The organism is Pseudomonas fluorescens (assembly GCF_019212185.1).
In the GTDB taxonomy this organism is placed as follows: Bacteria; Pseudomonadota; Gammaproteobacteria; order Pseudomonadales; family Pseudomonadaceae; genus Aquipseudomonas.
Genome location: NZ_CP078138.1, coordinates 2,281,209 through 2,302,574 on the forward strand (window position 1 = coordinate 2,281,209; position 21,366 = coordinate 2,302,574).

Below are 21,366 nucleotides of genomic sequence, written 5' to 3' on the forward strand. Positions count from 1 at the left end.
ATCAATCAGTCAGGCGCTTCTGCATGAAGAAGCGCCTGCTGCCGCGCGGATAGTCGGCAATCTGCCCAACCTCGACAAACCCCAGCTTGCTGTAGAACGCTGGTGCCTGGAACTCGAAGGTGTCGAGGTACATGCCGATGCAGCCCTTTTCCCGCGCCAGCTCTTCGGCCATGTGCATCAGGCGCGCGCCAATGCCCTGGCCGCGCAATTGTGGCTGCACCGATAGCAGGTCAATGAACAGCCATTCATAGAACAGCTTGCCATACAGCCCGCCGAGCACTTCGTCGCTGTCTTCGCCACGCACCAGCAGGGCGATTTCCTGATAGTGGCCATCACCGGCATTGGCGATGTTGTGGGCGCGCAGGGGAGCGAGGACGGCCTGGTATTCCTCGGGTTGCGGGTCCTCGGTGAAATCGATGCGCAGCGGCATGGGCGACGTCCTTGTGTCGACTGAGGGGATTCGCCAGATTAACCCATGGGTCGGGGTTTCGCAGAAACGCGGGCAAAAAAAAAGCCCGCGCGGGGAGTGCGGGCTAAATGTTCCTTGAATGAGCGGTGTGACTATAAAGGTCCTGTCGCAGCGGCACAGTGAAGGATTTGTCATGTGCCGTTCGTCCATCTGTGCGCACTTTGGCCCGGCCATTGGATCAAAACGACGAGTCCCAGCAGACCGTTCAACCCTCGGAGAATCGTTCGGTGTTTGACGGGTGTAAGTTGAGTCTGGGCTTAACGTCTTCGACGGAGGTGGCTATGAGTATTGCGATGTTGAGCAAAATGCATATGAACGGCTATGACGTAGTGAGCGTGAACAGCGGCCCGTGGCGGGTCTGCACCCCGCATGACCGCTACGGCACCTTTGCTACCCGGGAAGAGGCGCTGGCGTTTGCCGCCTCCCTGCCAGGCTACAAGGCCAGGCGCCTGGGGGCCGTTAACAAGCAGTAGCGCAGAGGCTGAAGGCGAGGGCGCGAGGCGCTCTCGCTACAGCCGGTCTTGACCGCCGGGTACGCGTCGGTCGGCGCCCGCCGGGTTGCCGCTGTCGAACAGTCGGCGTTCCGTCAGCACATTGTCCAGTGCCTGGCGATCGCTGGGGACCAGTTGGTGACGTCGCTCCTTGAGTTCCAGCAAGATTGAATTGGACCAGTGACGATAGGTCTGTTCAGCCAGTTGAATCGGATTCATCTTCGTCTCCCAGACCGGATGTTTCAGCACGGGGCGGGGTGCGTCGCCGCGCTCAGGCTAGTCGAGAAAACCTCCGCTTGCCAGGTACAGGCGCTCAGCCGTGGGGCCTTTCGTCGCCGCGCAGAATTTTACCGATCGGCACAATCAGTTCCGGCTCCTGATGGCGTACGTTGCCGACGGCGCTGTCGACCTTGAACCATTCGAAGGTGTCGGACGGCTCCCCCTCATGCAACACCATTTGCTCGGCACGCTCCTTGGGCATGCTGAGGTTCAGCCATTCGCGCGCCAGCTCCGGCGACAGCACCACGGGGCGGCGATCATGCACATCCAGTAGGCCGCCCTCACTGTCGGCGGTGATGATCACGAAACCGTCATCGGCTCGCGGATCGCGCCCCCCCGCCGGATATTGACCAATGGCCGCACAGAGGGCAGGCGCGCGATTGCGGCGGCGGATCAGGTAGGGCTGTTTGTTCGGGCCACCTTCGTAGACCCACTCGAACCAGTTGTCGACGGCGACGATGGCGCGGTGCGGCCAAACGGCGCGGAAGAATGGACCGTGGGCGACTTTTTCCACTCGGGCGTTGATCGGCAGCGAGCGGTCGGTGGACCAGTGCGGGCGCCAGCCCCAGCGCACCCGATCGGCATGCAGGGTCTCGCCTTCGAGGTGGATCAGGGCGACCGCAGTGGTCGGCGCGACGTTGTAATACCCCAGCGGTTCATCACCCACGCTGTTGGCCAGGGCATTGGGCATGCCCAGGGCCGCGACAAAATCGTGAATGCCTCGATACTGTGAAAGTCTCCCGCACATCGGAAAGCCCTCCGCTGGAGCCCTCAGCTTAGTTCACGGACACCCGCACATTTTCGTATCCGCTTACAGATCACTAACAATCGGGGTATTTATTCGCTCGCCCGTGGCTTTCTACAATGCCCGTTGATCTTCGGGAGCTGGAATGATGAGTGTGTCGCTGCGTATGGCTACAGTCGATGATATCGAGAGTCTGTTCGAGATACGCACTTCAGTGGCGCAGAACCACCTGAGCCGCAAGCAGATGGATGAGTTGGGCATCACCCCGCAGGTCCTGCGCTCGGCAATCAACGAAGGGCCGTGCATCTGGCTCGCCGAAGTCGATCGGCAACCGGTGGCCTTTTCGATGATCGATCGCGCCGAAGGCGAGGTATTTGCCATGTTCGTGCGTCCTGAGCATGAGAAATGCGGGCTTGGCCGCTTACTGATGGACGCCGCCGAAGCCGAGCTGTTCAAGACCCATGAACGGATTGTCCTGGTCACTGACGGCCGCCCGGAGATCAGGGCCAATGGCTTTTATCAGCGTCTGGGCTGGACGGTGGTCGAGCGAATCGATGCCCGGGATGTGCGGTATGAGAAGCGCAGGCCATTGTTGTAACGCGTCTTGAGCCCTGCCCATTTCTATCAGGGGGCATCACCTGGATGTTGGCGCATCTGCTCCTCCACCTGACGACAGGCTTTGGCAATGATGCTGCGCGCCATTGGCGAGGCAACGGCGGACGCCTGGTCCTGGCAAATGGCAATATCGGCCATGACATCGGTCTCGGCCTTATCCTCGGAATCGCTGAAAACCAGGTAGGCCGCCAGCGCAACAGCGGCGGCTACGGCGAGCCTGATCAGCCAGCGTTTTCCCTTTGGTCGCAGATCGGCGTGGCAGTGCTTGCAGCGAATCGCGGCGGCCTTGATGCTCTCCGCGCAAAACGGGCAGAGCGTGTCTGATGTTTGCAACGTGATGATTTCCTTATCAAAAAATACAACATGAGCGCTAGCGCAACATGATGGCAGAAATCATCGCTCTTGCGGAAGTCGACGCTTAATCCTGTTCCAGTGCCACTCCCGTCGGCATCGATAACGGTGTCGCGAAATTCAACGCAACCATGTACACGGACCCACCGCCTGGTCCGCTCAGCCCGGCGTGTTCACAGATGAACTCGAAGACTGCTTCGGACTGGGCTGCGTCCACTACCACATTGACCACTCGGGAAAGCACGGCTTCCGGTACCTGGTTGCGCGCTGCCTTGGCGGCCTGTAGCACGCCCACGCCACGGCAACTCACGCTGTCTGCACGGGTGATGCCATGGACTTCGCGTAACAGACGCAACAACCTGCGCTCGCTGCCATCGTCGGGCAGCACGCAGGTGATCAGTTTGGCCGCGCCGCCCGGTATGCCGGCGGTCACGAGGTTTTACCTTGTACGAGCAGTTCACGGGGAATGTAGGTGGCGACTTTTTCCACCGGCGTGGCGTAGATCATGCCTGCCCCGGGGACATGCAATTTGGCGGCGTGATAGATGGCCTCGAGTACCGCGTCCTGGTAGTCGGCGGCGACCAGCAGGCTGACCACTTCCTTTTCCGCATCAATGGCGATACTGAGCAGGCCGAGTCGCTCGCGGGGGCCCAGACCGTGAGCGTGGTAGACAATGGCGCCCGGTGCGCCCATGCCCTGGGCGGCGCTAATCACCAGGTCCGCGCGGCCGACCGCGACGATGCAGGTGATCAGGGCAACGTCGGTCAAATAGGTAATGCCTTCGGTGCTCATTGTGCTTCTCCCGTGCCCATTAATTGATTCGCTGGCTGCCCGATGGCGGCCTTTTCCTGTTTCCACACGCGAAAACGTGCCCACTGCCCGAGCAGCATGACGGTGATCACCGGACCAACCGAGGCCATGCACAGAATGCCGAAACCCTCCACCGCGTTGGTCGCGTTGCCCAGCCCCAGGCCCATGGCCAGGACGAGCGGCACGGTGATCGGTCCCGTCGTAACCCCCGCGCTGTCCCAGGCCACGTTGACGAATTCTTCGCTGGAGAAAACCGTCAGCAGCACCGCGAGCAGATAGGGCGGTATCACCAGCCACACCAGCGGCAGGTCGAACACCAGCTTGGCCACACCCACGGCGATACCACTGGCCACGCCTATGGAGACGGCACGGATCAGGCTGCGCTTGCGGATAAAGCCGTTGGTCAGGGTTTCAGCGGTGACGCCCAGTGCATTCAGCGCAGGCTCGGCGACCGTCGCGCCGTAGCCAAGCACCCAGGCAAAGCCCAGGGCCAGGACCAGACCCACCTGATACAGATAAAGCGGCGACTCATCGACCCCCGGCGTCTGCATGAACGCCGCCGGAATCAGTGACCCGGCACTCCCGCCCAGTTTCGACAGGCCGTAGGTCAACCCGAGGTTGAACACGCACATGCCCGCCACGGCCAGGGCGATCCCGAGGAAAATCTCACGGCGTCGCGGCAGGCTTTGGCGCAGCAGCAGCTTCAGCACGATGAGCAAAAAGATCACCAGGGGCACGATGGCGCGTATGCCGGAGATAATTTCCAGACCGGGGCTGACTTCGTGCCATTGCGCAACCGTCTGGGTGGCGCCGCTGGCAGCTTGCGCGGCGGCGATGATCTCGGCAGGTGAGGAAACGGACGCTACATACAAGCCCAGTAGCATCACCCCGATCACCGGAAACAACGAGGCCAGGGTCACGATGCCGAATCCGGACAACCCGGAGCCGCCCTTGCCGGCGGCCGCCGCAATGCCAATGCCCAGTGCCAGCACCAGTGGCACGGTGACCGGCCCGGTGGTGACCGCCCCCGCGTCCCAGGCCAGACCAATCACCTTGGCCAGCTCAGGGTCGCTGTGCATGTACACCGTTAGCAGCAACACCGGCGCCAGGGAAAAATAGATCAACGGCTTCAGGCTCCAGCCGTAGAGGAATCGCAGCGTGCCGATCACCGCGGCGAGGCCGACGCAGACGCCGACCACCAGGATCAGTTCGCTGGTCCACTGGTTGAGCAGCGCCCACAGGTAGGGCGCGCGCTCGGCAGAAACGTTCTGTCCGGCGGCACGCAGCGCACCGATCGCGGGTTCGGCGAAGGTCACGCCGATGCCCAACAGCAGGGTCACCAGCAGTACTACCGGCAGTGATAATCGGCGTGGAAGGTTGTTGCCTATGACTTCGCCGAAGGGCATCAGGCCGAGTTTCAAGCCCTCCATAAACAGCATCAGCCCGACAATCACCGCGAACAATCCACCCGTTACCAGCCAGGCGTCCTCGACCAATTGGCGCAGGATGATGACCTGGAACAATGCCAGGTACAGGGCCAGGGGCACCACGGCGCGAAATTGCTCCATGAAGCGGGAATTGAGATAGGGCTTGAGAATCGCGACGACCTCACCGGCGTGCAGCTTTACCGCTTTATGCGGCGGGGCCTGCCAGCGGCCATCGGCACCGCGAACCGGTGCCGAAACCAGATCGCGCATGGGAATCTCGCGGCGACCGGAGCCAATCTTGTGCAGGTAATCGGCGTAGCGAATGGGTTCTTTCATGGGGGCGGGTGCTCAGGTGGATCTACCGATGGACGACCTGAAGGCGGTCTCTCACTGTCGCGGCGTTAGCTGGAAACTCAAGTCGCAGCCAGCCGGGGGCAGTGTAGTTGGCACTTGGCGGGTCGGATGCTGAGTTTTGTCAGTGGATTGGTAGACGTGTGGCGGGGCGGGGGCCAGGGACCGGCTATGGGCTTACGGCGCTGGGTAAGGAGCTCTCGGAGTCGTTTCTGCCTTTGTACCGGCTTCGCCAATAAGAGGTCTGAATCATTGAGCCATGGATGAGGTCTGATGACCGTTCTGGCCAAACCCCAGAAACGACAAAGCCCTGAATAATCAGGGCTTTGTCGTAAGAATGTGGCGGAAGCGTAGAGATTCGAACTCTAGGATAGTTGCCCATCGACGGTTTTCAAGACCGTTGCCTTAAACCACTCGGCCACGCTTCCAAACTGCTTTGCGGGCGCCATAATACCCGAATGAAACACACTGTCAAACTCTCTGCATAGCTTGTTACAGAGCGTCTGTTATGATCTTTGCGTCTGAACGTTTCAAAACTACAGGAGTGTCGCCATGCGCGAACAGGATTACGCAGTTAACAACAGCGTGCAGGTCGAGCAGCTAGAGGTTAGCCGCGTCCTGCGCAACACTTATGGCTTGCTGGCCCTTACCCTGGCTTTCAGTGGTGTGATGGCCTTTGTCGCTCAACAGATGCGCGTTGGGTACCCGAATATCTTCGTGGTGCTGATCGGCTTCTACGGGCTGTTCTTCCTTACCAACAAACTCCGTGATTCGGCCTGGGGCTTGGTATCTGCTTTTGCCCTGACCGGTTTCATGGGTTTCCTGCTGGGCCCGATCCTCAACCGTTACCTGGGCATGCAGGGCGGCGCTGAAGTGGTCAGCTCGGCCTTTGCGATGACCGCCCTGGTGTTCGGCGGCCTGTCGGCCTATGTACTGATCACTCGCAAGGACATGAGCTTCCTCGGTGGTTTCATTACCGCCGGTTTCTTCGTCCTGCTGGGCGCGGTGCTGGCGAGCATGTTCTTCCAGATCAGCGGTCTGCAACTGGCGATCAGCGCGGGCTTCGTGCTGTTTTCCTCGGTCTGCATCCTGTTCCAGACCAGCGCCATTATCCATGGCGGCGAGCGCAACTACATCATGGCGACCATCAGCCTGTATGTATCGATCTACAACCTGTTCATCAGCTTGTTGCAGCTGTTCGGCATCATGGGTCGCGACGACTGATCGGATCGCCCTGAAATGAAAAAACCCGCCTCGCAGCGGGTTTTTTTGTGGCCGGCTGCTCAGGCCATCGGCGGCAGGCGGCGTTTGACCGGCGTCTTCTTGACGATGGCGGTGTTGGTCTCGGCGTAGCTGTTGAGGCGGTCGAGCAGGGTGTCGAGCTGCTCCATCGAGCGCACGTGGAGCCGCGCGATGAAGCAGTCATCGCCGGTGACCTTGTCGCACTCGGTGAACTCGGGGATGGCCTGGATCTGCCGTTCGACGTTCTGTAACTGCCCGGGCAGCGGGCGGATGCGCACGATGGCCTGCAGTTGATAACCGAAGCACTTGGGGTCGATCTCTACCGTATAGCCCTTGAGCACACCGCGCTCTTCCAGGCGACGCAGGCGCTCGGCGACGCTGGGAGAAGACAGGCCGCTGATCTGCGCCAGGGCCTTGAGCGAGCGCCGCGAGTCTTCCATGAGTGCGGCAATCAGCATTTGATCGATATCGTCAGTCATCTGAACCTCGGTAAGGCAAAAAAGCTGATATGCCTTTATAAAAAAGGTGAACCAGCAGTTTAGCCTGCATTTAGCCATGGAGCAGCCGGTGCCTGGATGAGCATACTGTGGGCTCACTTCGAGGATTCGATCATGGACAACACCTTACGTCGCGGCTCGCTGGAAATGACTGCCGCCATGCTGATTTCCGGGACCATTGGCTGGTTCGTGCTGGTCTCGGGCCAGCCGGTGCTGGACGTGGTGTTCTGGCGCTGCGTGTTCGGTGCCGCGACCTTGCTGCTGATCTGCGCGGTGTTCGGCTTCCTGCGTCCGGGGATCCTGAGTCGCACCACCTTTTTGCTCGCCGTACTCAGTGGCGTGGCCATTGTCGGCAACTGGGTGCTGCTGTTTGCCTCCTATTCCCGGGCCTCGATTGCCATCGGCACGGCGGTGTACAACGTTCAGCCGTTTATGCTGGTCGGGCTGGCGGCGATCTTTCTCGGCGAGAAAATTACCGCGCAGAAGCTGTTCTGGCTTGGGGTTTCGTTTCTCGGCATGCTGGCGATCGTCAGCGCCCATGGCCAGCAGGGCGAGGGTGGCGGCCAGTACCTGCTGGGGATTGCCCTGGCTCTTGGCGCAGCCTTGTTGTATGCCTTTGCCGCGTTGATCATCAAGCGCCTGACCGGCACGCCACCGCATTTGATTGCGCTGATTCAGGTGTGCACCGGGGTGCTGTTGCTGGCGCCCTGGGCCAACTGGTCGCCCTTGTCGCAACAATCGGGCGCATGGGCCAGCCTGCTGACCCTGGGGATCGTCCACACCGGTGTGATGTATGTCCTGCTTTACGGGGCGATCCAGAAACTGCCGACGGCCCTGACCGGCGCCCTGTCATTTATCTACCCGATTGCAGCCATTTTCGTTGACTGGTTCGCCTTTGGTCATCGCCTGGAGTTGCTGCAGTGGGTCGGCGTGGTCGCCATTCTGCTGGCTGCGGCGGGGATGCAGCAAGGCTGGGGCAGCGGAGCACGCAAGGCGGTCACGCAATGACCGGCATTCAGATCTTCCAGTCCGGCGCCGACTTCACCAGGCGTCCAGCCATGTCGTTGAGGTTGTTGGCCAACTGCCGGGTCAGCAGTCGATAGCCGTCGAGGGCGCTGTACACCGGTGTATCCATCGCGCTCGCCAAGGGCGGTTGCTCGACGCTGCGCTGTAGACGCTCGGTCGAGCCCGACTGCAGGGCGCGGGCCATGCCGATCAACAAGCGGCGAATCTCCCGGTGTTCGGCTTTCAATGCCAGTTGCATCTGCGCCAGCGCCTGTTCATCACGGGGATCGGGGCGAGTGTTGGCGAGGATCTCCAGGGTGCTGACGCTCAGGCGCAAGTTGCGTTGCAGGGCGTCGAGCTGGGTCATGGAGATGCGCACCTCCTTGGACACCGATGGCATCAGCGAGCGCAGTTGCACCATCGCCCCATTGAGGCCGCCGAGCAGCTTGAGGTAGTGATCGTCGGTCACCGATTGGCCGCTGATGATGCGGCTGTAGAGGCTCGCGCAGTCACGCAAGGCGCCGGCCAGTTTGTAGCGCCAGGAGTACACCGCGTACAGCGGCAGGGCGAAAGAGAACGCCAGGGCCAGGACGATGCCGATCAGGATGTCGACCGTGCGCCACAGGCCGTCGGTGACCACGTTGTCACCATGGCCGGCGACGATAAATACGGTAATCGCCGAGAGCAACGCGGTGTATCCGCCTTTGCCAATGGCGTGGTAAGAGAAAAACCCGCACACCACCGACATGCAAAAGTAGGTCAGCCACGGCAGTCCGAGCCAGGCCTGCTGCAGCACCAGTAGCAGGCCCACACCGGCACCGATCAGGGTGCCAAGGGCACGCTCCGCGGCCTTTTTGCCGATGTTGCCGTGATGCTGCAGGCCGCCGATGACCACCAGCATGGTCACCGAGGCCCATTCACCATGAGGCAGGTTGATCCCGGTGGTCAGCAGGATAGTTGCCAGCAATCCCAGCGAGACCCTTACCGCGTGGATCACCCGGGCGTTGCGATAACGCCGGTAAGGGTCGAGCACGGGCCGCAACAAGCGCCGCAGCAAGGGTGGCAAGCGGGACGATAGGGCAGTCATCGGCTGGGCATTGGGTCCTTTGGGGCTGATTTAGAAAATGTAGTCGGTTGTCAGGAAGCTCGACTCCCGGCCGCGGATGATGTCGCTGATCAAATCCTTGTTGCGCTCCTGGAACTTGGTCGCCACCAGCGTGCGAATCGAGAAAGTACGCAAGGCATCATGCACCGACAAAGTACCTTCGGCCGAATTTTTCCGTCCATTGAACGGGAAGGTGTCCGGACCGCGCTGGCACTGGGCATTGATGTTGATGCGCCCGACCTGGTTGGCAAAGGTGTCGACCAGTTTTCCCACTTCGGCAGGGTTGGTGCCGAACAGGCTTAACTGCTGTCCGAAGTCTGACTCAAGTACGTAGTCAATCACCGTATCCAGATCACGATAAGGCACGATTGGCACCACCGGGCCAAATTGTTCTTCCTGATAGACACGCATCTCGGTCGTTACCGGGTACAGCACGGCCGGATAAAAGAACGAGCCGCGGGCCTGGCCGCCGTTGGCATTGATCACCTTGGCGCCTTTACGCACGGCGTCGTCTACCAGTGCATGCAGGTAATCGACCTTGCCTGACTCCGGGAGCGGGGTCAGTGCCACGCCGTTTTCCCACGGCATGCCGGGCTTGAGGGTGGCGAGCTTGTGGTTGAATTTGTCGATGAACGCGTCGACCACATCCTCATGCACGAAGAGGATTTTCAATGCTGTGCAGCGCTGGCCGTTGAACGACAGCGAGCCGGTCACAGCTTCGTTGACCGCGTTGTCGAGATCGACCTCAGGCAGGACGATGCCGGGGTTCTTCGCATCCAGGCCCAGGGCGGCGCGCAGGCGATGGGGCTTGGGGTGGAGTTTTTTCAGGTCGCTGGCGGCCTTGTTGGTGCCGATAAAAGCAAAGATGTCGATCTTGCCACTGGCCATCAGTGCGCTGACGGTTTCGCGGCCGCTGCCGTAGATGACGTTGATTACCCCGGCCGGGAAGCTGTCGCGGAACGCCTCCAGCAGCGGCCGGATCAACAGCACGCCGAGCTTGGCCGGCTTGAACACTACGGTGTTGCCCATGATCAGCGCCGGAATCAGGGTGGTGAAGGTCTCATTCAACGGATAGTTGTAAGGTCCCATGCACAGCGCGACACCCAGCGGTACGCGGCGGATCTGGCCGAGGGTGTCCTGCTCCAGTTCAAAACGGCTGGAACGACGGTCGAGTTCTTTGAGGGCGTTGATGGTGTCGACGATGTAATCGCAGGTGCGATCGAACTCTTTCTCGGAATCCTTGAGGTTCTTGCCGATTTCCCACATCAGCAGTTTGACCACCGCCTCGCGCTGTTCGCGCATGCGCGCCAGGAACGTTTCGACGTGCTGGATTCGCTCCGCCACGCGCATGGTCGGCCAACTGCCCTGGCCGCGATCGTAGGCGCGTACGGCGGCGTCGAGGGCGGTCAGCGCCGTCTCCGCATCCAACAGTGGCGTGCTGCCCAGGATCACTTGCTCATCGACGCCGTCGACGTCCAGGTACACCGGGCTGCGTACGGTGGCCAGCGGGCCGTTCCAGGTACGCAGGGTGCCGTCGACCAAATAGTCGCGTTGCTCAAAGGGTTTGCCCGGACGGTACTGTTCAGGAATATCGCTGAGGGCCGGAAACAGTGTGCTGAGGATACTTTCGGTGCTCATGGGCTACCCCGTACTGAAGATGGGTGACGCAAAGTCGTTGGGCTATTGTGCAGGCGAACAATCGCTGTATCGGTTATACGCCTTGAACCCGGTTTTTTACCAGAATGACCCGCTGAAGCGCAGGCTAGAGGGGTTTTGCTGAAAGTGTGTCGAGCTAGCGTAGTCCAAATCCCGGGCTGGCGATGTAACAAACAGTCACATCCAAGCCAGCATGACTGGCCTTCAAAGCCCCCCTTGATGACCCACAATGACCTCAGCCGGCGGCGGTGACTGGCTTAGTGTTGAGCTTCAGCCGTCATCACCGCCTAGGCGTCGAAACCAGTGGGGAACATCATGGGCAGAGCGTTTCGAGCAGCACCGCAGCGATCATCCGCCAAGTGGCTGTTGCTGCTCCTGGTCGCCGTGCTGGGCGCCTGTGGCGAGGAGCCGAAAAGTACCGACACGCGTGCGCAGGCTGCCAGTGCCGTGCCCGCCGACACTGCACTGGCACGCACCTACGACAGCAGCTGCAAGCTGTGCCACGCCAACCCGGCCTCGGGGGCGCCGATGACCGGCGACCTGGCCGCGTGGAAACCGCGTATTGAGCAGGGCGCCGACACCCTGCTGGACCACACGATCAATGGCCACAACGGCATGCCGCCGATGGGCATGTGCATGCAGTGTTCCGAGGAGGATTTCCTCGCGTTGATCAGCTTCATGTCCGGCCAACAATTCCAATAAGTCTCACAGCCAGGATGGATGACGATGGACCTCACGCGACGTCAGCTTTTACAGCGTGCCAGTATCGTCGGGGCGCTCACGGCCTTGAGCAGCAACCCGGTGCTGGCCCAACTGGTGCGTGCGCCCCGATTGATTCCCTGGCGCAACTGGTCGGGCGCCCAGAGCTGCCTGCCCGAGGCGCGACTGGCGCCCAAGGATCTGGATGAACTGGTGCAGGTTATTGGCAGCGCACCGGGCAAGATTCGCCCGGTAGGATCGGCGCATTCCTTCAGCGCCTTGGTGCCCACCGATGGCACGCTGTTGTCGCTGAGCAATTTCAGTGGCCTGCTCAGTCACGATGCCGCCACTCTGCAGGCCGAGTTTGGCGCTGGCACACCGATGTCGCGCATGGGACAAGCGTTGAAAGAAGTCGGCCAGGGTCTGAGCAATATGGCCGACATCGATTACCAGACCCTGGCGGGTGCTATCTCCACCTCGACCCACGGCACCGGCAAGAATTTCCAGTCCTATTCCGCTTATGTGGCGGGCCTGCAATTGGTCACGGCCAGCGGCCAGGTGCTCGATTGCGACAGCCAGCATCATCCCGAGGTGTTCAACGCCGCTCGGGTGTCATTGGGCGCCCTGGGCATTGTCACCAGGGTGCGCATGCAAAATCGCCCGGCGTACCGCTTGCGCGAGCACCAATGGATCGCCAAGACCGAGGAACTGCTGGAAGACGTGGAGAAGAACACCCGCGAAAACCAGCACTGGGAAATGCTGGTGGTGACCCATTCCGACTACGCCCTGTCAATGGCCCTCAACGAAACCACCGACCCGGCCACGCCGCCGGTCAGTCCTGACGAGGAGGGCGGCAACGAGTTCGTCAATCTGATCGAGAAGTTCGACAAGTACGTCAGTGATTTCCCTGACACCCGTCGCACTTTGCTCAACAGCCTGCGACATATCGCTGACTTCGAGGATCGAGTAGGGGATTCCTACGATATCTACGCCAACGTGCGAACGGTGCGATTCAACGAAATGGAATATTCCGTGCCTGCTGAACATGGCCCCGCGTGCCTGCGCGAGATCATCAAGCTGATCACCGACAAGGACCTGCGCACCTGGTTTCCGATCGAGTACCGCTACGTCAAAGCCGACGACATTGCCTTGAGCATGTTCGAGGGCCGCGACAGCTGTTCAATCTCGGTGCACCAGCACTACCAGATGGACCATCACAATTTCTTTGCCGCCATCGAGCCGATCTTCTGGAAGTACGCCGGTCGCCCGCACTGGGGCAAATTGCATAGCCTGAATGCGCGCAACCTGCAGGCGTTGTACCCGCGCTGGCAGGAATTCCGTGAGGTCCGCCAGGCGCTGGACCCCGAGGGCAAGCTTCTCAACGCCCATCTGTCATCGATCCTGGGAGTGAGCTGATGGCCCTTAATCGCAGGCATTTCATCGGCGGCGTCGTGGGCGTTGGTGCATTGCTGGTTGGCGTCGGTGCGCTGTTGCGTCCAGGGAATCGGGGCGCCGCCTATACCGATTACTTCCGCACCTTGAATCAAGAACTGAAATACCACGGACCGATGCGTCCGGTGCTGCTGATCGACCTCGATCGGCTCGATCACAACATCGATGTGGTCATGCAATCGGTGCAGCGTGGCGGCAAACACCTGCGGCTGGTGGAGAAATCCCTGCCAGCACCGGGACTGTTGGCCTACATCTGTAAGCGTGCCGGCACACAGCGTTTGATGTCGTTTCATCAGCCGTTTCTAAACCACGATGCGCTGACGTTCCCACAGTCCGACATCCTGCTGGGCAAGCCCCTACCGGTGCGTTCCGCCGAGTTGTTCTATAAGACCCACAAAGGGCCGTTCGATCCCGCGCGACAGTTGCAGTGGCTGCTCGATACGCCGGCACATCTGCAGCAATACCTGGCGCTGGCTCAAGGCCTGAGCACGCGGTTGCGGATCAATATTGAACTGGATGTTGGTCTGCACCGTGGAGGCGTGGCCGACAACGCAACCCTGGGCCAGATGCTTGGTTTGATCCGCGCCAACCCGCAGCACCTGGAGTTTGCCGGTTTCATGGGTTACGACCCCTTTGTCGGCATGGGCGTGCCGGGCATCCTCGGCAGCGCCGACGAGTTGTTTGCCAAGGTCATGCAGCAGTACAACAACGCCGTGGACTTCACCCGGCAGCAGTTCGCCGATCTTTGGCGCGCCGACCTCACGCTCAACACTGCCGGCAGCCCGAGCTATCGCATACATGAAAAGGAATCGCTGAGCAGCGAGGTGTCGGTGGGGACGGCCATGCTCAAGCCGACTCATTACGATTTGCCATCGCTGACCGAGCATGTGCCGGCCAGTTGGATTGCCACGCCGGTGTTGAAGCGTACCGGCGCGGTGCGAATTCCGGCACTGGACGGTAAGTCGAAGCTGTTTTCCTGGTGGGACGCCAACCAGCGCGAGACCTACTTCATCTATGGCGGTAACTGGATGGCCGAATACGAATCGCCAGCCGGCTTGCAGAGCAACGGCCTGTACGGACGCAGTTCCAATCAGGAAATGGTCAATGGTTCGACCGCGGTCGGCCTGGAAGTGGACGACCAGGTGTTCCTGCGACCGATGCAGACTGAGTCGGTGTTGCTGCAGTTCGGTGATTTACTGGGCGTGCGCGGCGGCAAGATCGTCGAGAGTTGGCCGGTTTATAGCTGATGCGCCAGGCAGCCTTTACAGGCTGCCTGCTCCACCCAATCAAAAACCAAACTTGTCCCGCAACCCGTAATACCAAGCCCCCAACGCCGCAAACGGCGTCCGCAGCAGTTGCCCGCCAGGGAAGGGGTAGTGCGGCAGATCGGCAAAGGCATCAAAGCGTTCGGCCTGACCACGCAAGGCTTCGGCCAGCACCTTGCCCGCCAGGTGGGTGTAAGTCACGCCATGGCCGCTGCAACCCTGGGAATAGTAGATGTTGTCACCCAGGCGCCCGACTTGCGGCAAGCGCGACAAGGTCAGCAGGAAATTGCCAGTCCAGGCGTAGTCGATCTTCACGTCCTTGAGTTGCGGGAAGGCCTTGAGCATTTTCGGCCGAATGATCGCTTCGATGTTCGCTGGATCCCGCGCGCCGTACACCACGCCGCCACCGAAAACCAGGCGTTTGTCGGCGGTGAGGCGGTAGTAGTCGAGCAAGTAGTTGCAGTCCTCGACGCAGTAATCCTGTGGTAACAGACTGTTGGCCAGGGCATCGCCCAGAGGCTCGGTGGTAATCACCTGGGTCCCACATGGCATGGACTTGGCCGCCAGCTCGGGGACCAGATTACCCAGGTAGGCGTTGCCGGCGACTATGACGAATTTGGCCCGCACCTTGCCGCCCGGAGTATGCACCACCGGATTGGCGCCGCGCTCGATGCGCACCGCCGGCGACTGTTCATAAATAGTGCCGCCCAGTGATTCGACGGCCGCCGCTTCACCCAAGGCCAGATTGAGCGGATGGATATGCCCGCCACTCATGTCCAGCATGCCGCCGACGTACTGCTCGCAGGCGACCACATCACGGATGCGCTGTTGGTCCAGAAGCTCAAGCTGAGTATGACCAAAACGCTCCCAAAGACGCTTCTGCGCTTCCAGATGCGCCATCTGCTTGCTGGTGATCGCGGCGAACACACCGCCATCCTTCAAATCGCACTGAATCTGATAACGCGCCACCCGTTCGCGAATGATCCGCCCACCCTCAAACGCCATCTGCCCGAGCAACTGCGCCTGCTTGGGCCCGACAGTGCGCTCGATAACATCAATGTCACGGCTGTAGCTATTAACGATCTGCCCGCCATTACGCCCCGAAGCGCCGAACCCCACCCTGGCCGCCTCCAGCACTGTCACTCGAAAACCGTTCTCCAGCAGAAACAGGGCACTGGACAACCCGGTATAACCGGCGCCAATCACACAGACGTCGGTTTCCACATCGTCCTGCAGGGAAGGGCGCGACGGGGCAGGGTTGGCCGACGCGGCATAATAGGATTGCGGATAAGGAGTGTTCGCCATTCCTGCAGCCTCTGTTGAATATATTTTACGAGTGCACTGATCCTACCCGAGTTAAAAACCCACGACCAGTCAGCGGAATTCCAGGTTTGTCGGGCCGAAATTAAATATTTTGCATATTCATAGGGTTAGCTGAAAAAAAGGTGTTGACACCCCTCCGGAATTCCGTAGAATGCCGCCTCACAGCAGGCACGTAGCTCAGTTGGTTAGAGCACCACCTTGACATGGTGGGGGTCGTTGGTTCGAGTCCAATCGCGCCTACCAAACAAAATCCGCTCTGCTGGGCGGTCTAGAAGGGCTCACCGAAAGGTGGGCCCTTTTTTGTTGTCTTGGATTCCTACAGAACGTTCACAAAATATCGGGTTCGTTCACACTGGGTAATGTGAACGCCGATATCAGTTCATTTTCGGATCGGATTTTGCTTTGGGTTGGCTGTGGTGGGGCGGGTGTTGAAGGTTGTGATCAGCCTTGCGATTGCTTGACCGCAATGTCTCGGATGGTTTGGATATTCTGATGAATTGCCGAGAGTACAAACCACACTCCAGAGCCTAGGCAGCCAACGGCGAAGCCAATCAGGGCACCGATGTACTCGTAGTTGCCCTTCATTGCGAAATACCCCACAACCGTTGCAACGATGATTCCTGCCCAGGCGAAGAAATTCACTACGGTAATCACAATGTCTTTCGTTGTCTTTGCTTCCTGCGTGGTTAGAGTCGGTCTACGTCAAATTCAATCCGCCGTCAGACAGGAGTATCTCGCCAGTTAAGTAGTCAGAGTCAACCAACATTGCGACCGCTTTCGCGATGTCGTCTGGGCTAGCGGCCTTTCGCATAGGTGCGCGAACTCGCCATAACTCCTGCGCCTCTGTCCACTCTGCGGTCAGAGGCGTGTCGACCAAGCCAGGCGCCACAGCGTTTACGCGAATGTCCGGCCCGAGCGACACCGCAAGCAAGCGGGTCATGTGATTGAGAGCAGCTTTGCTCACCGCGTAGGGAATGGATGCGCCCTTGGGGCGGACACCGGCATGTGAACTGATGTTTACGACGCAACCTGCTCGGCGGTAACGGGCGGCATCGCGCAATGCCGACTCGGCCAATGCGACTAGATGGAACGGCGCCACGACATTAATCTCGTTAAGCTCGTGCCACACATCCGAAGTGGCAGAGGCAAGGTCGCTGTGCGGAATAACTCTGCTGATGCCGGCGTTATTGACCAATACATCGAGCTGCCCCCACGCGGCGATCGCCTCTTTTATGAGCCTGACTCTGTCGGCTTCGATAGCAAGATCAGCTTGAACGTAAATAGCTCGCTTCATTTCGGCAGCCATAGCGCGTCCCGTATCAGCAGAACTTCGCGAATGCAGGATCACCGCATAGCCTGCCTGGCTTAATACACGAGCGATGGCTGCGCCGATACCGGAAGTGGATCCTGTAATCAGCGCAACACGTAGTGCGTTATCTGTTGTCGGATGGGGACTCATGCTGAACTCGAGTTAGTTGCTAAAGAGCCACTACCGTACCACCAAGCGGGCAAAGTCGGCGTCTGGCCATCTTGATGACCGGGCGATGGGATAGTGTTTCGTCATCGTCTCGTCCGCATGCCCCATCAGCGCTTGGATGTATTTACGTTCAATCCGCCGCACCGCCTGCCTTTTCTGGCGTCAAAAAATACGCCCCCGCATCCACTACGAAGTACTGTCTGCACTAATGGCATTCTGATATTTTAACATCGCCAACCTCAGGTACAGCCCCCGTAAAGCTGGCCAGAAAAGACTCATGCCCCACACTACGATCAGGGACGTTGCGATGAATGATGGTCAGAAGATCCTGCTGGAAAGGACGCTGTTTGTGTTGGGGGCCATGGGCGTGGGGATGTTCTGCCTGATCATGGGCAACGCGCTATTTCAGGTAGCGATCAGCGCGGACATCGATCTGTCGCGGGTCATTTACGAAATGTTCGACTACCGCGAGGCCGCGTTCCTCGTCTGGCCGCCGCTGACGGCCGGTTTGTTCTGCCTGTGGCTGAGATCTTTCAGTCAGGCGAGCCGAATGGCCTAACCTGAGGTGAATGCCAGCGCCCGGTGAAGTCCGATGATTGCCCATACCCCCACGCTGTTTGCCTGCGTCGCGTTAGTGGCGACGATCATGGCGTTCTGTCTGATTCTGGTGGGTCAGTTCAACCGGGGTGACGGTTTGCTGACCATCGGTTTCGGTTTGCTCGCCCATGCCCTGGCCTACGTCGGCTACACCTTCTACGGACATGCACCGCTGTGGTTTACCTACGGCCTGGCCAACAGTCTGCTGGCCCTCGCGCTGGCCTGTTATGGCGCCAGTGTGTTCCGCATTGTCGAGCTGCCGGTGCCCTGGTGGCGGGTGTTCGCGCCGCCCGCGGTGATGTTGCTTGCAATGATCAGCCTGATCGATACCCTTGAGCCGCGCATGCTCGCCGCCACATTGGTGTTGATGCTGCAGTGCAGCCTGATCATCCATTGGACACTGCGCTACGTGCCGGCCCAGGGTCGGGCGCGCATGCTGTTGATCATCGGTTCGAGCATCAGCCTGATTGGTCTGGGCATGCGCGTTGTCGCGGTGCTCGGCGGTGGCGCTGCCGAGATGCGCTATGACGTGAGCAACCTCAAGCAGACCCTCTCGGTCAGTATCGGCACCTTCACCGCGATGATGATTTCCCTCGGCTTGGTGCTGATGGCCAAAGAGCGCAGCGAATCGTTGTTGCAGCACCTGGCCCTGCGCGATGTGTTGACCGGCATTCTTAACCGCCGAGCGATCATTGAGCAATTCGCCAAGGAAGTGGAGCGTTCGCGTCGCGAAGAATCGTGCCTGGCGGTGGCGATGATCGACATCGACCACTTCAAGCAAATCAACGATGAGTACGGTCACCTGGCGGGCGATGAGGTGATTTGCCACTGCGTCAATCATCTGACCCGACGCCTGCGCAAGTCCGACAGCATTGGTCGCTATGGCGGCGAGGAGTTTTTGCTGTTGTTGCCCTGCGCCAATGCCGAAGGCGCCATGAGCGTCCTTGACGACCTGCGTGCCTCATTGGCCGAGCACCCGGCGCAGTATGATCAGGCAAGCATCCCGGTGCGCATCAGTATCGGTGTGTGCTGCGGCATACCGGCTGCTGGCGACAGCCCGGCGAGCTTGTTGGCCAGGGCCGACGCGGCGCTGTACGAGGCCAAGGAGCTGGGGCGTAATTCGGTGCGGCTGGCGTCGGCAACCGGCGCCGCGAGTGAAGCCCCGGTTGCCGTCGCGCCGGTACACCAGCCTCAGTAATTCATCCCGTCATCAATCGCGATGCCTTGCGCGCGCATGGCCTTGATCAACTCGCTGCGGGTGCCCGGCAGGTTGAGCATGGTCTGGGCACGCAGCTGGGTGACTTCTTCAGCCGTGTACGGCTGGTAATTCGCCGGGCGACTGCTGCCGGCCATGCCGTCTTCACGCATCAGCCAGTTGAGCAGGTCGGCCAGTTGCGCGTTGTCCAGTGCCGATTGCGACATGCCCGGCACACGCACGAGAAACTCGCGCCCACCCGGTACTTTCAGGAAGTTGCCGACAAAACCTTTCATCCGCGGCGTGTCGTTGGCGGCTGAACCGCTGCCGTCGCCCAGATGGCAACCGGCGCATTGCAACTGGTAGTTCACGCCGACGCTGTAGCCCGCTTGGGCGATCGGGGTTTGCGGCGCTTCGTTGCCCGGTGCATGGCGCTGGCCCGGGACGGGGATGGCGCGGGCGAAGGCGGTTGGGGCGCTCAGGGAGCAGATCAGCGCGATGAGGAGCAATTTACTCATGACAAACCCCAGGTCTGTGTAGCCAATAAAAAACAATGCAGGACTGAAAAAAAAGCCGGGAGCAGGCGCTCCCGGCGAAACGAGCAGGTTTAAACGGCGACGCCGCGGATGATCGAGACGGTGCAGTGGTAGATGTGGGATTTGGCGGCCAGGCACCAGTTCACATCGTTGTTGTTGAACGGGCGGTAGGCCGGTTCTTCACTGTCGTTGCGGGTGCAGGCGCACTGGGCGCAGCTTTGCTTACCACAGCAGTCGTTGTAGGAAATGATGTAGTCCTTGCCGTCGGCCGGGTTGCGGCAGGTGCCGATCCAGGTCACTTGCGAGGCTTCGGTGCCAGGTGGGCAGGACGTCACCGAACCGCCGCAGCAGCTGCACAGGAAACCGTCGATGGAGCAGTAGCGCCAGTAGTCGCAGCTGTTCGGATCGCCCGGGTCACCGGCTTTCGGGTCGGTGGCGGCCAGCGCCTTGCTGGTGCGATCCAGTGGCAGCAGCAGGGGCAGGGCGGCACCGGCGACCATCAGCGAGCCCATGCGCGACAGCAATTTGCGCCGCGAGGTGGTGTCGGCGACACGGCGGGTGGAGCGCTCAAACAACAGATCCAGCAGTTTCATAAAGGTCTCCCTGCCTTATCAGTGGCTATGGCCGTGGCCGTGGTCATGGTCGTGGGGCTGCGCGTTGAGGTACTGCTGCAGGGTGGCGTGTTTCAGGTGCTCGACCTCGAACAGGCTGTCCAGGTGCTCGCGGGAGTTGACCAGGCCTTTGGCGCGCAGGGTGCCGGCCTTGTCGATCAGCGCGGCGTACGGCAGTTTGCCGATCTGATACGTCATGCCGACTTCCGGGCCGACCACGTAGGTGGCGTCTTCGAGTTTGTGCTCGCGGATCAGCGCTTGCTGGGCGTCCATGTCGCCATCGCTGACGAACACCACGTCGAGGGTGCCAGCCTGTTCCTTGGCGATAGACTTGATCGCCGGCAGCAGCGACTTGCAGATCGGGCAGGTCGGCGAGAGGAAGAACAACAGTTGCGATTTCTCGCCGGCATAACCGAAGTTCACCGGGCGGCCCTTGCGGTCGCTGGCAGTGATTTGCGGTGCCTGTTCATTGACCGCCACGCCTTTGTCGACCATCAGCGCGCCGGCTGGCGCCAGGCGTCCATGGAGGACACCGATCTGACGAACCAGGCCCATGACGACGAACGCCACGGCCACCAATAAAACCCAGAGCAGAATGTTGGAAACGATCAAGCCTTCCATTTTGATTACCTACCAATCAATTTGAGCAGAAGAGGGGAGTTCGCCAGCAAGCCATCGGCGGCGGCGTAGATCAGCAGCGCGACAGCGGCAGCGGCGAGGGTCACGAAACCGTCGAACAGGGTCAGGTCGCGGGCCACCGGTGCCACGCTGGCCAGCAACGCCAGGGCCACCAGCGCGCTGTTGCGCGCCAGCAACACCGGACGCAATGGCTGGGCCTGGTCAGGCCCGGCGCAACCGCAGTCGATGTCGGCACGACCGCGCCACAGGTTGATACCGATGGCGGCGGCGTACAGCGCCAGCAAGCCAGCCGCCGCGAGTGCGGCCCAGCTACGGCTGACCGGCACCAGCAGGGCGAAGGCAATGCCCAGCTCCACTACCGGAACCAGGCGTGCACTTGGACGCACCAGCGCCTGGGGCAGCAGTTGGTAATCCGCCAGTTGCCGGGCGAAGCGTGCCGGTGCACGGACCTTGTGGGTCGCGGCACTGGCCAGCAACACCGCGATGGCGATGGCGCTGGCAATGATGAAGATCGGATCGATGTGCATGG

26 protein-coding genes and 2 tRNA genes are annotated in these 21,366 nt (G+C 60.5%); 10 read left to right on the forward strand and 18 right to left on the reverse strand.

Features of this window, described 5'->3' with window-relative positions; genetic code table 11:
* Nucleotide 1: 1 nt before the first annotated feature.
* The gene (locus tag KW062_RS10290) at nt 2–430 is read right to left on the reverse strand and encodes a GNAT family N-acetyltransferase (RefSeq protein WP_027620666.1); all 429 of its coding nucleotides are present in this window, start codon (nt 428–430) and stop codon (nt 2–4) included.
* A gap of 320 nt (nt 431–750) precedes the next feature.
* On the opposite strand from KW062_RS10290, the gene KW062_RS10295 reads away from it, so the two are divergent.
* Nucleotides 751–942 (forward strand): SPOR domain-containing protein, encoded by a 192-nt coding sequence (locus KW062_RS10295; RefSeq protein WP_105754740.1) that lies wholly within the window; start codon nt 751–753, stop codon nt 940–942.
* 36 nt (nt 943–978) lie between these two features.
* Here KW062_RS10295 and KW062_RS10300 read toward each other — a convergent pair whose 3' ends face one another.
* Together KW062_RS10300 and KW062_RS10305 are read right to left on the reverse strand one after the other, a co-directional pair.
* Nucleotides 979–1,179, reverse strand: coding sequence for a hypothetical protein (locus KW062_RS10300; RefSeq protein ID WP_027620664.1), 201 nt, complete (start codon nt 1,177–1,179; stop codon nt 979–981).
* A gap of 94 nt (nt 1,180–1,273) precedes the next feature.
* A complete protein-coding gene (locus tag KW062_RS10305; protein ID WP_033866419.1) occupies nt 1,274–1,987 on the reverse strand; it encodes an SOS response-associated peptidase family protein in 714 nt (237 codons plus the stop codon).
* A gap of 145 nt (nt 1,988–2,132) precedes the next feature.
* Between KW062_RS10305 and KW062_RS10310 the strand changes: the two genes are divergently transcribed.
* On the forward strand, nt 2,133–2,582 hold the full coding sequence (locus KW062_RS10310; protein ID WP_027620663.1) for a GNAT family N-acetyltransferase: 450 nt from the start codon (nt 2,133–2,135) through the stop codon (nt 2,580–2,582).
* A gap of 26 nt (nt 2,583–2,608) precedes the next feature.
* Here the strand turns inward: KW062_RS10310 and KW062_RS10315 are convergent, their stop codons facing one another.
* From KW062_RS10315 to KW062_RS10335, 5 genes are all read right to left on the reverse strand, one after another.
* A complete protein-coding gene (locus KW062_RS10315; protein WP_105754739.1) occupies nt 2,609–2,932 on the reverse strand; it encodes a hypothetical protein in 324 nt (107 codons plus the stop codon).
* Nucleotides 2,933–3,017: 85 nt separating this feature from the next.
* Nucleotides 3,018–3,383, reverse strand: coding sequence for a hypothetical protein (locus KW062_RS10320; protein WP_027620661.1), 366 nt, complete (start codon nt 3,381–3,383; stop codon nt 3,018–3,020).
* Entirely contained in the window at nt 3,380–3,742 is a 363-nt protein-coding gene (locus tag KW062_RS10325; RefSeq protein ID WP_105754738.1) for a P-II family nitrogen regulator, read from the reverse strand. The genes KW062_RS10320 and KW062_RS10325 overlap by 4 nt, the downstream gene beginning before the upstream one ends.
* Nucleotides 3,739–5,523: a DUF1538 domain-containing protein gene (locus KW062_RS10330; RefSeq protein WP_105754737.1), complete on the reverse strand. Its 1,785-nt coding sequence runs from the start codon at nt 5,521–5,523 to the stop codon at nt 3,739–3,741. Before KW062_RS10330 ends, KW062_RS10325 begins: the two co-directional genes overlap by 4 nt.
* 355 nt (nt 5,524–5,878) lie before the next feature.
* Nucleotides 5,879–5,966: transfer RNA gene (locus KW062_RS10335), tRNA-Ser, on the reverse strand.
* A gap of 124 nt (nt 5,967–6,090) precedes the next feature.
* Here KW062_RS10335 and KW062_RS10340 point away from each other — a divergent pair.
* Entirely contained in the window at nt 6,091–6,762 is a 672-nt protein-coding gene (locus KW062_RS10340) for a Bax inhibitor-1/YccA family protein (RefSeq protein ID WP_027620659.1), read from the forward strand.
* A 59-nt stretch (nt 6,763–6,821) separates the two neighbouring features.
* On the opposite strand, the gene KW062_RS10345 is transcribed toward KW062_RS10340, so the two are convergent.
* Nucleotides 6,822–7,259 (reverse strand): Lrp/AsnC family transcriptional regulator, encoded by a 438-nt coding sequence (locus tag KW062_RS10345; protein WP_027620658.1) that lies wholly within the window; start codon nt 7,257–7,259, stop codon nt 6,822–6,824.
* Between the two features lie 132 nt (nt 7,260–7,391).
* Here KW062_RS10345 and KW062_RS10350 point away from each other — a divergent pair, with 132 nt between their 5' ends.
* Nucleotides 7,392–8,285, forward strand: a complete 894-nt coding sequence (locus KW062_RS10350) for a DMT family transporter (protein ID WP_105754766.1) — start codon at nt 7,392–7,394, stop codon at nt 8,283–8,285.
* 7 nt (nt 8,286–8,292) lie between these two features.
* Here KW062_RS10350 and KW062_RS10355 read toward each other — a convergent pair whose 3' ends face one another.
* A complete protein-coding gene (locus KW062_RS10355; RefSeq protein WP_177327285.1) occupies nt 8,293–9,369 on the reverse strand; it encodes an FUSC family protein in 1,077 nt (358 codons plus the stop codon).
* 30 nt (nt 9,370–9,399) lie between these two features.
* Nucleotides 9,400–11,025 carry an NADP-dependent glyceraldehyde-3-phosphate dehydrogenase gene (locus KW062_RS10360; protein ID WP_027620655.1) on the reverse strand — a complete coding sequence of 542 codons (1,626 nt, stop codon included), beginning with the start codon at nt 11,023–11,025 and terminating at the stop codon, nt 9,400–9,402.
* 333 nt (nt 11,026–11,358) lie between these two features.
* Here KW062_RS10360 and KW062_RS10365 point away from each other — a divergent pair, with 333 nt between their 5' ends.
* The 3 genes from KW062_RS10365 to KW062_RS10375 all read left to right on the forward strand — a co-directional run bounded on the left by KW062_RS10365 (nt 11,359) and on the right by KW062_RS10375 (nt 14,441).
* A complete protein-coding gene (locus tag KW062_RS10365) occupies nt 11,359–11,745 on the forward strand; it encodes a c-type cytochrome (protein ID WP_033866417.1) in 387 nt (128 codons plus the stop codon).
* A gap of 84 nt (nt 11,746–11,829) precedes the next feature.
* On the forward strand, nt 11,830–13,158 hold the full coding sequence (locus KW062_RS10370) for a D-arabinono-1,4-lactone oxidase (RefSeq protein WP_177433262.1): 1,329 nt from the start codon (nt 11,830–11,832) through the stop codon (nt 13,156–13,158).
* A gap of 74 nt (nt 13,159–13,232) precedes the next feature.
* A complete protein-coding gene (locus KW062_RS10375) occupies nt 13,233–14,441 on the forward strand; it encodes a DSD1 family PLP-dependent enzyme (RefSeq protein ID WP_177433261.1) in 1,209 nt (402 codons plus the stop codon).
* 39 nt (nt 14,442–14,480) lie between these two features.
* Here KW062_RS10375 and KW062_RS10380 read toward each other — a convergent pair whose 3' ends face one another.
* The gene (locus tag KW062_RS10380; RefSeq protein WP_105754734.1) at nt 14,481–15,764 is read right to left on the reverse strand and encodes an NAD(P)/FAD-dependent oxidoreductase; all 1,284 of its coding nucleotides are present in this window, start codon (nt 15,762–15,764) and stop codon (nt 14,481–14,483) included.
* Between the two features lie 184 nt (nt 15,765–15,948).
* Here KW062_RS10380 and KW062_RS10385 point away from each other — a divergent pair.
* A tRNA-Val gene (locus KW062_RS10385) sits at nt 15,949–16,025 on the forward strand.
* Between the two features lie 198 nt (nt 16,026–16,223).
* Here KW062_RS10385 and KW062_RS10390 read toward each other — a convergent pair.
* Nucleotides 16,224–16,436, reverse strand: a complete 213-nt coding sequence (locus tag KW062_RS10390; RefSeq protein ID WP_051550593.1) for a hypothetical protein — start codon at nt 16,434–16,436, stop codon at nt 16,224–16,226.
* Between the two features lie 43 nt (nt 16,437–16,479).
* A complete protein-coding gene (locus KW062_RS10395; RefSeq protein ID WP_081786414.1) occupies nt 16,480–17,241 on the reverse strand; it encodes an SDR family NAD(P)-dependent oxidoreductase in 762 nt (253 codons plus the stop codon).
* Between the two features lie 325 nt (nt 17,242–17,566).
* On the opposite strand from KW062_RS10395, the gene KW062_RS10400 reads away from it, so the two are divergent.
* Both KW062_RS10400 and KW062_RS10405 read left to right on the forward strand, forming a co-directional pair.
* Nucleotides 17,567–17,818, forward strand: a complete 252-nt coding sequence (locus KW062_RS10400) for a hypothetical protein (RefSeq protein ID WP_146118220.1) — start codon at nt 17,567–17,569, stop codon at nt 17,816–17,818.
* A 33-nt stretch (nt 17,819–17,851) separates the two neighbouring features.
* Nucleotides 17,852–19,054 (forward strand): GGDEF domain-containing protein, encoded by a 1,203-nt coding sequence (locus KW062_RS10405; protein ID WP_051550592.1) that lies wholly within the window; start codon nt 17,852–17,854, stop codon nt 19,052–19,054.
* On the opposite strand, the gene KW062_RS10410 is transcribed toward KW062_RS10405, so the two are convergent.
* From KW062_RS10410 to KW062_RS10425, 4 genes are all read right to left on the reverse strand, one after another.
* Nucleotides 19,048–19,569, reverse strand: coding sequence for a hypothetical protein (locus KW062_RS10410; protein ID WP_027620622.1), 522 nt, complete (start codon nt 19,567–19,569; stop codon nt 19,048–19,050). The two genes, KW062_RS10405 and KW062_RS10410, sit on opposite strands and share 7 nt — an antisense overlap.
* Before the next feature lie 89 nt (nt 19,570–19,658).
* Nucleotides 19,659–20,180 (reverse strand): methylamine dehydrogenase light chain, encoded by a 522-nt coding sequence (locus KW062_RS10415; protein WP_027620621.1) that lies wholly within the window; start codon nt 20,178–20,180, stop codon nt 19,659–19,661.
* Nucleotides 20,181–20,198: 18 nt separating this feature from the next.
* A complete protein-coding gene (gene mauD, locus KW062_RS10420; RefSeq protein WP_027620620.1) occupies nt 20,199–20,819 on the reverse strand; it encodes a methylamine dehydrogenase accessory protein MauD in 621 nt (206 codons plus the stop codon).
* A 5-nt stretch (nt 20,820–20,824) separates the two neighbouring features.
* A complete protein-coding gene (locus KW062_RS10425) occupies nt 20,825–21,364 on the reverse strand; it encodes a MauE/DoxX family redox-associated membrane protein (RefSeq protein WP_027620619.1) in 540 nt (179 codons plus the stop codon).
* Nucleotides 21,365–21,366 lie beyond the last annotated feature (2 nt).